The sequence below is a fragment of the Alkalibacterium subtropicum genome, assembly GCF_900112455.1.
GTDB lineage: Bacteria > Bacillota > Bacilli > Lactobacillales > Carnobacteriaceae_A > Alkalibacterium > Alkalibacterium subtropicum.
This window is the reverse complement of the sequence record NZ_FOLT01000002.1, coordinates 28937-42123: the sequence shown is the minus strand read 5'-3', so window position 1 is coordinate 42123 and position 13187 is coordinate 28937. Positions and strand designations below refer to the sequence as shown.

General features: G+C 46.0%; 10 protein-coding genes. 9 read left to right on the top strand and 1 reads right to left on the bottom strand.

Translation table 11 applies throughout. The features are described 5' to 3' along the window. The first annotated feature begins 153 nt into the window (after positions 1 to 153). The 8 genes from ispE to purR all read left to right on the top strand — a co-directional run bounded on the left by ispE (position 154) and on the right by purR (position 10405). The gene (ispE, locus tag BM049_RS02055) at positions 154 to 999 is read left to right on the top strand and encodes a 4-(cytidine 5'-diphospho)-2-C-methyl-D-erythritol kinase (RefSeq protein WP_091528286.1); all 846 of its coding nucleotides are present in this window, start codon (positions 154 to 156) and stop codon (positions 997 to 999) included. 87 nt (positions 1000 to 1086) lie between these two features. Then, entirely contained in the window at positions 1087 to 2127 is a 1041-nt protein-coding gene (locus BM049_RS02050) for a metal ABC transporter substrate-binding protein (RefSeq protein ID WP_091528285.1), read from the top strand. Positions 2128 to 2170: 43 nt separating this feature from the next. Then, the gene (locus BM049_RS02045) at positions 2171 to 2887 is read left to right on the top strand and encodes a metal ABC transporter ATP-binding protein (RefSeq protein WP_091528707.1); all 717 of its coding nucleotides are present in this window, start codon (positions 2171 to 2173) and stop codon (positions 2885 to 2887) included. Then, complete coding sequence (locus BM049_RS02040) at positions 2824 to 3615, top strand: metal ABC transporter permease (protein ID WP_177188558.1); 792 nt, start codon at positions 2824 to 2826, stop codon at positions 3613 to 3615. The genes BM049_RS02045 and BM049_RS02040 overlap by 64 nt, the downstream gene beginning before the upstream one ends. Before the next feature lie 560 nt (positions 3616 to 4175). Then, positions 4176 to 5159 (top strand): diguanylate cyclase, encoded by a 984-nt coding sequence (locus tag BM049_RS02035; RefSeq protein WP_177188557.1) that lies wholly within the window; start codon positions 4176 to 4178, stop codon positions 5157 to 5159. Positions 5160 to 5366: 207 nt separating this feature from the next. Then, positions 5367 to 8798 (top strand): pyruvate carboxylase, encoded by a 3432-nt coding sequence (locus tag BM049_RS02030; protein ID WP_091528280.1) that lies wholly within the window; start codon positions 5367 to 5369, stop codon positions 8796 to 8798. Between the two features lie 252 nt (positions 8799 to 9050). Next, positions 9051 to 9416: a hypothetical protein gene (locus tag BM049_RS02025; protein ID WP_091528279.1), complete on the top strand. Its 366-nt coding sequence runs from the start codon at positions 9051 to 9053 to the stop codon at positions 9414 to 9416. Between the two features lie 161 nt (positions 9417 to 9577). After that, positions 9578 to 10405, top strand: coding sequence for a pur operon repressor (gene purR, locus BM049_RS02020; RefSeq protein ID WP_091528277.1), 828 nt, complete (start codon positions 9578 to 9580; stop codon positions 10403 to 10405). A gap of 498 nt (positions 10406 to 10903) precedes the next feature. Here the strand turns inward: purR and BM049_RS02015 are convergent, their stop codons facing one another. Beyond that, on the bottom strand, positions 10904 to 11548 hold the full coding sequence (locus tag BM049_RS02015) for a general stress protein (protein WP_091528276.1): 645 nt from the start codon (positions 11546 to 11548) through the stop codon (positions 10904 to 10906). Between the two features lie 245 nt (positions 11549 to 11793). On the opposite strand from BM049_RS02015, the gene glmU reads away from it, so the two are divergent. Then, on the top strand, positions 11794 to 13167 hold the full coding sequence (gene glmU, locus BM049_RS02010; protein WP_091528274.1) for a bifunctional UDP-N-acetylglucosamine diphosphorylase/glucosamine-1-phosphate N-acetyltransferase GlmU: 1374 nt from the start codon (positions 11794 to 11796) through the stop codon (positions 13165 to 13167). Positions 13168 to 13187 lie beyond the last annotated feature (20 nt).

Sequence of the window (13187 nt, the reverse complement as noted above, 5' to 3'; positions counted from 1 at the left end):
ACAGATCCGGTAGTGTAATTTATTCTAAATTATGCTACTTTTTTTATGCGCGAGAATATTTTCATTATGTGGAACGGTCCTTTCTTTTTCATTAAAGGGTAAACTCATTTACAATAGGAAATAGATAATCCAATAATGAGAGGAGGAACGTTCTTGTCTCTATACGAAAAAGCACCGGCTAAAATCAATCTCTGCCTGAATGTTCTCAGCAAAAGAGAGGACGGCTTTCACGAAATGGAAATGCTGATGACGTCTATCGATCTGGCCGACCGGCTGACGTTCAGTGTGCTTGATGGGAGGATTTCATTAGATTCGAACAGCTCGTTCATGCCTTTAGATGAACGGAACATCGTTTACAAAACAGCCCAGCTGCTTAAAGATACGTATGAGGTCACTTTTGGAGCGGATATCTATATAGAAAAAAACATACCCATCGCAGCCGGACTGGGTGGGGGAAGCAGCGATGCGGCAGCGACGCTCAGAGGACTGAACCGTTTATGGAAGCTGGAACTTTCTCTTGACGAACTGGCTCGGCTGGGAGAACAGATCGGTTCGGATGTACCTTTCTGCGTCTATAATCAGACCGCTTTTGTGTCCGGCAGAGGTGAAATCGTCGAACCCATCCCTCCGTTCCCTAAAGCATGGGTGATCCTTGTCAAACCACCGAAAGGGATCTCCAGCTGGACAGTTTTTAAGGATCTGGAAATCAGTCGGCTTTCATCGTATGATATCAGAGCGATGCGTGAAGCCATTGAACACCATTCTTTTAAAGAGGCTGTCCATTATGCCGGGAATGCCCTGGAAGTTCAGGCAGTGAAACAGAATCCTTTGATCATCGAAGTCAAAGATAAGATGCTGCAATTCGGTGCAGATACTGCGCTGATGAGCGGGACAGGCCCGACGGTTTATGGCCTGACTCAAAATATGAAGAAGGCTCAGCGTATCGTCAATGGCCTGAAAGGCTTCTGCAAAGAGGTCTATCTGGTTCGAACGTTATAAGGAAAAAAATCTTGACAGCAGACAGAGAAAAATGCTATTCTTTAAATCGTAATGATTACGATTTAAAAAATTTGGAGGATAACACAAATGAAAATTTTAAATAAAGTACTTATCTCACTTCTTTCTCTGTCGGCACTCGCCGCTTGTGCACCTGAGTCGCAGGAAACGACTGAAGACAATGCAAGTTCTGAAGGAAATGCAACAAACGAAACGAATGAAACGAACGAAGAAACAGATACTGCTTCAACAGAAGAGGAAAAGGTATCTGTCGTCACTACATTTTACCCGGTCTATGCGTTCACTGACCAGGTAGCTGGCGATCACGCCGATATCGAAATGATGATCACCGGCGGGACCGATGTGCATCACTATGAACCGAGCGCCAGAGACATGGCAATGATCAATGATGCGGACATGTTCGTGTACAGCAGTGATGAAATGGAAACATGGGTACCGAGTATGCTGGCCTCTCTGGATAATGAAGATCTTATAGTGGTTGAACAGGCCGAGGCAGTCGAGCTGATCGAGGCTGGAGAAGATGATCATGCTGAAGATGAACATAATCATGACCACGAAGAGGAAGAGGTTGAAGAAGATCACGCACATGCAGTCGATCCGCATATTTGGCTGGATCCTGTTTTGGTTCAGGAACAGGTGGAGACAATGAAAGAAGCCTTCATCGACCTTGATCCGGATCGTTCTGAAACTTACACAGCGAACGCTGAAGCCTATCAGAGTGATCTGCAGGACCTGCACGAAGATTTTGTAGCAGCCTTCAGTGATGCTGAACAACGACGTTTCGTCACTCAGCATGAGGCCTTCGGTTATATAGCGCACCGTTATGATCTGACTCAAATGGCTGTAGGTGGATTGTCGACTGAGGTCGAAGTCAGTCCTTCAAGGATCGCTGAAATCAATCAGCTCGTTGAAGAATACGACATTCCTGTGATCTACTTCCAGGAAGGCGCCAATTCGGCGATCGCAGAAACCGTGGCCAACGAAACAGGCGCTGAAGTCGCTGAATTATACAGTCTGGAATCTTTACCGGAAGCTGTAGAAGATGACGGTCAGGGTTATATCGAAGCTATGAGAAGGAATCTGGAAGCACTGAAAATGAGTATCCAGTAAAACCATATTTTAACAGGAGTTTAAAATGAAAGCAGGGAATCGTATGCAGTATATAAAAGTGGATGACTTGGCCTTTCACTATGAAGATGAGCCCGTACTTGAAAATATTTGCTTTGAAGTCAATGCGGGGGACTTTGCCATACTGACGGGTGAGAATGGTGCAGCGAAATCCACACTGCTGCGCAACATTCTCGGTTTACTGAAGCCGACAAAAGGATCCGTCACTTTATCTAAAAAAAACACAGAGGGTGATAAGCTGGTCGTTGGTTATATCCCTCAGCAAGTGGCTTCGTTTAATGCCGGTTTTCCAAGTACAGTCTTGGAGCTGGTCAGTTCCGGACGTTACCCAAGAGGGAAATGGTTCAAAAAGTTAGATAAAGAAGACAAAGAACATGTGAAGAAGTCACTTGAATCTGTAGGCATGTGGGCGATGCGCCACAAAAAAATCGGCGAACTCTCCGGAGGACAGAAACAGCGCATTTCCATTGCGCGTGTTTTTGCCATGGATCCCGATCTGTTTATCCTGGATGAGCCGACGACCGGTATGGATGTCGATTCAAGAGAAGAGTTCTATAAACTCCTTCAGCATGCCAGTGAGTATCATGATAAAGGCATTCTGATGGTGACCCACGACCATGAAGAAATCCGCCATTATGCCAACAAACATATCGAGCTGATCAGGAAGGAGGGATCGCCGTGGAGATGTTTCTCTATGGATTCATGCAAAGAGCGTTCCAAGCATCCATCCTCATTTCACTGATCGCACCTATGCTGGGACTGTTCCTCATCCTGAGACGTCAGTCACTGATGGCAGATACCTTGTCTCATGTATCACTGGCGGGGGTATCTTTAGGTCTGCTTCTTGGGTATGACCCGACCTGGGTGAATATCCTGGTCGTCGTGATCGTGGCCGGGATCCTTGAATACCTCAGAAAGGTTTATCGGACGTATTCTGAGATATCGATCGCGATCCTGATGTCTGGAGGTATGGCTACTGCCCTTGTACTTATGGGACTGAACGACAGCGGCGCCACAGTCAGTATCCAGCAGTTTCTCTTCGGTTCCATAGTGACGATATCTGTCCAGCAGGTCTGGATGCTGCTCATTCTGACCGTGGTTATCATCGTTCTGTACAGTATCTTCCGCAAGCCGATGTACACTCTGACGTTTGACGAAGAAACAGCCTACACAGCAGGGCTTCCGATCCAGTTCATGTCGGTGATGTTTAACATCCTGACCGGTGTGACGATCGCCTTGATCATGCCGATCGTCGGTGCCCTGCTGGTATCTGCGATCCTGATCCTGCCGGCCGCGATCTCCATAAGGCTAAGCAAGAGCTTTAACGGGGTCATCTTCATCGGTATCGGTGTGGCGTTGATCGGTATGATAATGGGACTTATGGGCTCTTATTATCTGGGGACGCCTCCGGGTGCGACCATCACACTGATCTATATCGCTATCTTTTCTCTGATCGCGGTGTTTAAGTAGATTTAAAAAAAGGAATAGCTGAGCGAAAAGGCTGGGACAAGACGTCCCAGTCTTTTCGCTTTATAAAGGTCTTTTCATACCAGAACAGTTACCTGATCAGGAGGAAGTGTTTTGCGGGGCTAAGAAAGTCCCCCTAAAACGTTACGAAAAGTGGGTCATAAAATCCTGTGGAGCGAACCTGTGCAACATGTGTAAAGGAAATGTTTTCCTCTAGCCCTGAGCTGTTGAACCTGCACCGAGTGGGGAAAGTCAGCTTCAGACTGAAAACGTATAGTTGAGCACCTCAGACCTATGAGTGAACGGTCTGCCCAACCGAGCTGCACGACCCAAAAGGACTGAAGCCGTTTTGTCTCCAGGCAAAGAACATGATACACTCTTATTATGTAAAGCGATAAAAACGCAGGATCTGACAGAATGTAGAACCGAATTGAACCTGATTAAATTTAAAGTAATAGAAGGAGTATGTAATGGTTCCTGATTTGTTTGTTAATTTTTCAATCGTTATTTCACTGATTTTCATCTACATGCAAGTGAGATGGCGTAGTCATAAGAAGTCTTCAGTGCCGGGACTTTCAATGATCATAGATGGATTGAGTGGCGGCTTCCTGGGGTATCTCCTGATGTACTTTTCTATACGAGTCAATGGCGACACCATTTTAGATTTCAGATATATCCCGGTCATGCTGCTTGTCCTCTTTGTAGGGAAACGACCGGCTTTGATCAGCAGTCTGGTGATTGGGTTAAGCCGTTTTCAGATCGGTGCAGGGCGATCGGCCGAAAGTGCCGTTTATCTGATCGGGATTTTGCTGGCAGGATATTTAGTATTGGATGAATTCTTCAAAAATAAAGAAAACATTTTGAAGAAAGGGATGTTCTTCACTTTATATTCCAATATTATCGTGACTTTTTTCCTGATTTATTTGATCGAAGGGATGAATCTGGCACCGCTGATTCTACTTTTCTGGTTGATTTCCACACTAGCGGGTATGTCCGCGGTCTACCTCGTTAATTACATAAGGAACTCCGAATATCTCTTCAATAAATATCAGATCGAATCTTCAACGGATTTTCTGACTGGTCTAAGTAATGTCAGACGATTCGAGGCTTTCTGGGAAAAAGTTTCGCTCGAAGCACAGATGAACCAGGAATCTGTTGCCCTTATCATGCTGGATATCGATCATTTTAAGCGGACAAATGATGCCTACGGTCATTCTGCTGGAGATTATGTCCTTGTTGAACTTGGTCGTATCCTGGAAGAGGTGATCCATAAAAACGGGATGGCCTTCAGAAAAGGCGGGGAAGAGTTTGCAGTCGTTTTACCGAAAAGTGATAAAGCGGAAGCAGTCCAACTGGCTGAGGCGATACGCAGGAAAGTGGAGCAGCATCATTTCATTACGCACAACCTGATCAGTATCCCAGTCACTGTATCGATCGGGGTCACTGTTTATCCGGAAACGATCAATCAGCTGTCAGACATGATCGAGATGGCTGATGTCCTGCTCTATAAGTCCAAACATGAGGGAAGGAACAGGGTGAGTGTATGAGTGGAACAAATAGGCTGTGAGTATTCTTTCAAGCTGTTTTCGAATCAAATGAAGAAAAAGGGGGCTGAAAAGCGCTCTTTTTTTGTAGAGTCATCCGCTGCTTTTTTAAATTCTTTTTTATTTGAGGCTAAACTCTGGTAAAATAGATTGTAAGCTTAAAAAACGATGATAGATTATTCACATAAATAAAGACGAGGTGAAAATTTGATGAAAAAAGTATTGGTCGCCAACAGAGGTGAAATAGCTATCCGTATCTTCAGAGCGCTGGCTGAGCTGCACATCGAGACTGTGGGAATATACGCACTGGAAGATGAAGCAAGTGTACACCGCTTTAAAGCTGATGAAGCTTATCTCGTGGGTAAAGGTAAAAAACCGATCGAAGCCTATCTGGACGGTGAAAGCATCATTCAAGTTGCCAAGGAGGCTGGCGCAGATGCGATTCATCCGGGGTATGGTTTCCTTTCAGAAAACTTGAAGTTTGCCGAACGGTGTGAAGCAGAAGGGTTGACCTTTATCGGACCGGACACGCATCATTTAGATATATTCGGAGATAAAATCAAAGCGAAAAACGTAGCGAAAGAAGCCGGCATCCCGACCGTTCCCGGTACTGACGGACCTGTCCGTGATGTGCAAGCTGTGCTCGCATTCGGGGAAACATATGGCTACCCGATCATGATGAAAGCGGCAATGGGCGGCGGTGGACGCGGCATGCGTGTCGCAAACAATGCAGTCGAAGCAGCCGAAGGATTTGAAAGAGCGAAAAGTGAAGCAAAAGCGGCCTTTGGTCAGGATGATATATACATCGAAAAATATATTGCTAATCCGAAACATATCGAAGTGCAGATCTTTGGTGACAGTCACGGCAACATTATCCATTTGTTTGAAAGAGACTGTTCCGTCCAGAGACGTCATCAGAAGGTCGTTGAAGTTGCACCATGTGTGGACTTGGATCCCGCATTGAGAGAAGAGCTGTGTCAGACGGCTGTAAAATTGATGAAACATGTTGGCTATGTGAATGCCGGAACGGTAGAATTCCTGCTGGAAAATGACGCGTTCTACTTTATTGAAGTCAATCCAAGGGTGCAGGTCGAGCATACCATCACTGAAATGGTGACGGGGATAGATATCGTTCAGACTCAGATCCTGATCGCCCAGGGACAAGATCTGCATAAAGAGATCGGTATTCCAAAACAGGAAGACATTAAACTGCAAGGCGCGGCCATCCAGTGCCGCATCACCACAGAAGATCCGGCCAATGGCTTCCTGCCTGATACAGGAAGAATCAATACCTACCGTTCACCGGGTGGATTCGGCATACGTCTGGATGCCGGAAACGGTTTCCAGGGGTCAGTGGTCACCCCGTTCTTTGACTCGCTTCTCGTCAAGCTGTCGACAGAAGGCCTGGATTATGACAAAGCGGTACAGAAAATGACTCGAGCCCTGATCGAGTTCCGTATTCGTGGTGTCGTGACGAATATCCCGTTTCTTATCAATGTCCTGAAACATCCAACTTTCCGAAGTGGAAAAGTGACGACCCGTTTCATCGATGAGACGCCGGAATTGTTTGAATACCCTAAAATCAGAGACCGGGGCAATAAGACCCTTAAATACATCGGCAATGTGACTGTGAATGGCTTCCCTGGGATCGGTAAAATAGAGAAGCGTGCATTCAAAGAACCGAGAATGCCTAAAAAACTCATCCAGCCTTCAACAAAGCTGGTTTATCCGAAACATATCCTGGATAAAGAAGGACCTGAGAAAGTGGCTGAATGGGTCAGGGCTCAAGACTCGGTCTTATTGACAGATACGACTCTCAGGGATGCCCACCAGAGCCTTCTGGCCACCCGTATGCGTACACATGACATGCTGTCGATCGCGGAAGAAACGGAAAAAGCCATTCCTGAACTGTTTTCAGTCGAGATGTGGGGAGGTGCCACTTTCGATGTGGCTTATCGCTTCCTGACTGAAGATCCATGGGTACGTCTGAGAAAACTTCGTGAGAAAATGCCTAATACGCTCTTCCAGATGCTGTTCCGCGGATCCAATGCAGTCGGTTATGACAATTATCCGGACAATGTGCTGGAAGAATTCATTCGCCTGGCTGCACAGAATGGTATCGATGTGTTCCGTATTTTTGACAGCCTGAACTGGATCCCCCAAATGGAGAAAAGCATCCAGTACGTCAGGGACAACAACAAGATAGCCGAAGCTACGATCTGCTATACCGGGGATCTGCTTGACCCATCTCAGACAAAATATACGATGAATTACTATAAACGTATGGCGAAAGAGCTTGAAGCAACAGGTGCACATATCCTGGCGATCAAAGATATGGCCGGCTTACTTAAACCGTATGCCGCTTACCGTCTGATCGGTGAACTGAAAGATACTGTGTCTATCCCTGTCCATCTTCATATGCACGACACCAGTGGGAATGGTATCTACACTTATGGTGCAGCGATCCGAGCAGGTGTGGACATCGTGGATGTGGCTCAAAGTGCCTTGAGTGGAAAAACCAGTCAGCCAAGTATGGGAAGTCTATACTATGCGCTGGAAGGCACTTCGCATGCGCCCAAATACAATATTAAAAATGTGGAACAGCTTAACCATTACTGGGAAGATGTCCGTAAGTACTATGCTGACTTTGAAGAAGGCATGCCGGCGGCTTCAACGGAAGTCTACACGCACCAGATGCCAGGAGGCCAGTACACCAATCTGAAACAGCAGGCTAAGGGGCTCGGTCTTGAAGACCAGTGGGATGATATCAAAGATATGTACGCGGTGGTCAACCGGATGTTTGGAGATATCGTGAAAGTCACACCGTCTTCCAAAGTCGTTGGGGATATGGCGCTGTATATGATCCAGAATGAACTGACAGAAGAAGAAGTCTATGAAAAAGGCGAAGACTTGGACTTTCCGACATCCGTCGTGCGTTTCTTCAAAGGTGAACTGGGTCAGCCCGAAGGCGGTTTCCCTGAAAAACTACAGAGACTGGTGCTGAACGGGGATAAACCTTTAGAAAAAAGACCTGGCGAATATAAAGAACCGCTTGATTTTAATGAAGTGAGAAAAGAATTAAGCGAACATCTGGACCGTGAACCGACGGAAGAAGAAGTGATCAGTTATATCATGTATCCGCAGGTCTTCCTGGACTATACGTTCTTCTACAATATGTACGGTGAAGTAACCAAATTCGACACGCCGACGTTCTTCTATGGCATGCGGATGGGTGAACAGGTAGAAGTGACTCTTGAAAAAGGAAAAACGCTGATCATTAAATTGAATCAGATCGGCGATCCGGATCTGGAAGGAAACCGTGTCCTATATTTCGAGCTGAATGGACAGGGAAGACAGATCGAAGTCAAAGATAAAAACGTGACGAATACGAAAGCGGTGCGTAAAAAGGCTGAACCGACAAATAAAGGTCACGTCGGAGCCACCATGCCCGGTTCTGTCCTTCAAGTACTGGTCAACCGTGGAGACAAGGTCGAAAAAGGCGATCCGATCGTCATTACAGAAGCCATGAAAATGGAAACGACGATCCGTTCCGGCATTGCCGGGAAAGTCGAGCGTCTCTTTGTCAAAGAAGGCGACACGATCCAGACCAATGACCTGCTTGTTGAAATCGAAACAAAATAAAGAAAAGTCTGCGTCTTGCCTGCGCAGACTTTTTATCTGATGCCGGTGACTGCAATCATCATCCTTTCATGCTAAGGCCTTTCAGATAGGTGGGATCAGGCTAAGGCCTGATCCAGGCCTTATTCGATCCAGTTGCGCTGTGTTTACTATTGGGAGAGTAGTTGCGGCACCCGATAGACATTACTCACGCAAGATGCTTCTCGAGTAAGCTGAATGACGACTGCAATGACATCACTCAAGTAATTTTTTAGCGTGAGTACGTTAAAAGAAGTCAGCATTGGCATCGCTGAAGCTGTATTCTGCGTGAGTACGCCGAAAGAAGTCAGCATTGGCATTGCTCAAGTTGGATTCTTCGTGAGTACGCCGAAAGAAGGTGACATTGGGGTCGCTGAAGCTGTATTCTTCGTGAGTACGCCGAAAGAAGTCAGCATTGGCATTGCTCAAGTTGGATTCTTCGTGAGTACGCCGAAAGAAGGTGACATTGGGGTCGCTCAAGCTGTATTCTGCGTGAGTACGCCGAAAGAAGGTGACATTGGGATTGCTCAGCTCGGTATTGCCGTCAGTACCCTGAATGCCGACTCATTGGCATGCCGGAAGCTTTTACTGCCTGTCAGATAAATGTCACTCTTCCTGAGATATTTCAGGGATCTTCAGCAAGGAATCCAGCTAAATACGAACAATATTTAAAATTTATTGAATAATTACTGTCAATTACCGAATAAAAACGTTAAAATAAGGAACACAGATGAAAAAGTTTTATAAAAAAGAGGTGTCAATAATTGAAAACGAAACGAAGTGAGCGACTGATCGACATGACTCATTATCTGCTGGAGCATCCGCATACTCTGATTCCCTTAACATTATTTTCAAAGAAGTATGAATCTGCCAAATCCAGTATCAGTGAAGACTTGACGATCGTCAAACATACCTTTGCAGAAAGAGGCATTGGTTTTCTTGAAACTGTTCCCGGTGCTGCCGGTGGTGTGAAATATATACCGAAAATGAATAAGCAAGATATCGAAGCTTTTGTGAATGATCTGATCGATGAGCTGAATCATTCCAAACGTCTTCTGCCAGGTGGTTATGTCTATCTCTCGGATATGATGGGGGACCCGAAATGGCTGAGACGAATCGGACGAGCCATCGCTTCTCAGTACATGGATACGGAAGTCAACAGCGTCATGACCGTCGCAACTAAAGGGGTCCCGATAGCCCAGTCCGTAGCGTTTTATCTTAATGTGCCCTTTGTCATCGTCAGACGGGATTCTAAAGTGACGGAAGGATCTACCGTGAGCATCAATTATGTCTCAGGATCTTCGTTTGACCGCGTGGAAAAGATGGAACTTTCCAGACGCAGCTTGGATATGGGGTCAAAAGTTGTGATCGTAGACGACTTTCTGAAAGGCGGCGGAACCATCAACGGCATGATCAGCCTGATCGAAGAGTTTAATTCAGAAGTTGTCGGTGCGACGGTCATTGCTGAGAATATCTTTAGAGGCGAGCGATCCGTGAAGGATTACACAGCGCTCCTGAAAGTGGACAACGTCAACACAGAAGACCGTACGATCGAAGTATCAGCCGGTAACTTTTTGTCTTCGATAAAATAAAACATGCTTGAATAAGAAAAGGTTGAGACGACTGTCTCAACCTTTTTCGACTGTCATGGCTGTTCAAGATAACTAAGGCCAATGCTTTGCTGGAAACGATTTTTAAAAGAGGAAACTGTTGGGGAGTATATACAAGAAGCAAGTCGAACGAATGCTACTCTGGCATTTCGTCAGGCTCACACCCCCCGAAAAAAAGTAGTGAGCAGGCCAATGAAAAGCCCACTTCAGCAAACTGAGGGGAAAAGAACTGTAAGCTGTCCGATACTGGAATCATGTCCGCGTGGTCATGTCGGTGTGTTAGCTAAGTTCTAAGTCGACCATACCCAGTGTGTGAAAAGACCACTCTACTCGTTTCACCTTTCCGTCGTTTCTCCATACACCCCATACACCGCCTTCCTAAGCTCATCCCCATCTATCACAACCACAGGACCATCAAAGAAACAAAAAGATGGAAAGCCACGCGTAGATCGAGTCTTTCCACCTCACTGAGTTCAATTCTTATTTATTCGGGCGATTTTCATGTCGCTCCTGACTTAAGCGATCTTTCGTGGCAGTCTGTTCATCTGCCGCTGCTGCCGTATCTTCCAGCTCGGGAGGTGTCCCGTCTTCAGAGCGCGGCTCGACCGGGGGCTGTCCCCCGTCGCCCATTCCCTGAACGGACCCTTCATTAGGGAAACCGGCTGTCGTCCCTAAGGTTTCCAAAGGCGGGTTCTGTGCATGTGCCACTTCTTCATTGGAAGGTGTTTCCTCCCTCCGATCAGTCCGAGGTCGGTCGGCAGAATCATCAACTGCTACGATGTAACGGCCTTTTTGAAGATCATCTCTGTACGGCTTAAGCAGAGTATTCTCTGACTTATAGCTGGGGTCATCAAACCTATGGTCTTCTCGAACATGAAAGGCATCACGAATAGACTCCCAGAAATTTTTATCTTCCTCAGGTGTATCCATATTTTCATGGGTGTCAGTATCAGGTTGAGCTACTTGAACATTCTCTACCTCTGAAAACAGATGATGTTTCTCTTCGTTGGTGTATATCGTCAGCTGATCTTTTCTGTATCCCTGATCCATTAAATGACGGATGATCCGTTTCGTTTCCTTATCATCTTCATAGCTTCCGATAACGCGCTGGTCCTGGTTTTTCATGTTGGGCCTCCTTGAAATTTTAAAGTGGTCTAATTCTTTTTAAGCAAAAGTGTAAGCTTTAATTATCTTCATTATATGAAAGGTGAGCATTCAGCTCAAACAATAGACCTTATATACCTTGAAAACAGGCGGGTCATACAGTATGATGTAAGAAGAATTTGATAATAATGATGGTATATTTGTGTTAAAAACCAAGAAGTGGTCTAATACAGCCAACAAGATAGCCAGTTAGGAGAAAAAAATCAATGACAAAACGATTTGCAGTGGTACTTGCTGCCGGACAAGGTACACGTATGAAGTCAAAATTATATAAGGTGATGCACCCAGTTATGGGTAAACCCATGGTGGGGCATGTGGTCGACCAGGCATTGGAAGCCGCTATCGATAATATCGTGACCGTTACAGGCGTCGGAGCTGAAACCGTCCAGGATTACTTAGGCGATAAAAGTAAATATGTCTTACAGGAACAGCAGCTTGGCACAGCCCATGCGGTACAGCAGGCAGAACCGATCATCGGTGAAGAAGAAGGCACAACGGTCGTCATCTGTGGAGACACCCCTTTGCTGACGAAAGAAACACTGGAAGGACTCATGAACCATCATGAAGACGCCGGAGCGAAGGCCACAGTATTGACGGCCCATGCTGATGAGCCATTCGGTTACGGCCGTGTCATCCGTATGAATGACGGGTCTGTTTCAAAAATCGTCGAACAGAAAGATGCCTCAGAAGAAGAACAGGCCGTGCAGGAGATCAACACAGGAACGTACTGTTTCGATAACAAAGCGCTGTTTGAAGCATTGAAAAAAGTCGATAATGATAATGCTCAGGGTGAGTTTTACCTGCCTGACGTCATGGAGATCCTGAAAAATCAGCAGGAACTTATTTCAGGCTACCAGCTGCCTGTCAAGGAAGAAGCACTCGGCGTCAACGACCGTGTAGCCTTAGCGGAAGCTAACCGTTTAATGAAAAAGCGTATCAATGAGCAGCACATGAGAAACGGCGTCACCCTGGTCGACCCTGATCAGACATATATCGAAAACAATGTAAAAATCGGACAGGATACCCTGATCGAACCAGGTGTCTATTTAAAAGGTGAAACAGTGATCGGAGAAGACTGTTTCATCGGAGCCCATTCCATCATAGAAAACAGTACCATCCATTCAAACGTCAAAGTGACAAGCTCTCACATCGAAGAGGCTGTTATGGAAAACAACAGTGATATCGGTCCGAACAGTCACTTGAGACCGCAATCACTCATCAAAGAAGGCGCGCATATCGGCAATTATGTTGAAATCAAAAAATCGACCATTGGCAAGCGGTCTAAAGTAGGACATTTGACCTATGTCGGAGATGCGACCTTAGGCCAGAACATCAATCTGGGATGTGGCACAGTCTTCGTCAATTACGATGGCAAACAAAAGCATCACATCAACGTCGGGGATAACTCCTTCATTGGATGCAATACGAATCTGATTGCCCCCGTGGATGTGGAAGCGAACACCTATATTGCCGCCGGTTCGACGATTACGGATAACGTGCCGGCAGAATCTTTAGCGATCGCACGCGCCCGTCAGGTCAACAAGGCAGACTACTTTAAAAAAATGCCGCATAAAGATTAAATTTCTCTCTAAGAGAGGGC

Bases quoted from the DNA above. Each gene is read 5' to 3' on its own strand.
- BM049_RS02015 (WP_091528276.1), bottom strand. From the start codon at position 11,548: ATGAAAAACCAGGACCAGCGCGTTATCGGAAGCTATGAAGATGATAAG.
- glmU (WP_091528274.1), top strand. From the start codon at position 11,794: ATGACAAAACGATTTGCAGTGGTACTTGCTGCCGGACAAGGTACACGT.
- BM049_RS02045 (WP_091528707.1), top strand. From the start codon at position 2,171: ATGCAGTATATAAAAGTGGATGACTTGGCCTTTCACTATGAAGATGAG.
- BM049_RS02050 (WP_091528285.1), top strand. From the start codon at position 1,087: ATGAAAATTTTAAATAAAGTACTTATCTCACTTCTTTCTCTGTCGGCA.
- BM049_RS02030 (WP_091528280.1), top strand. From the start codon at position 5,367: ATGAAAAAAGTATTGGTCGCCAACAGAGGTGAAATAGCTATCCGTATC.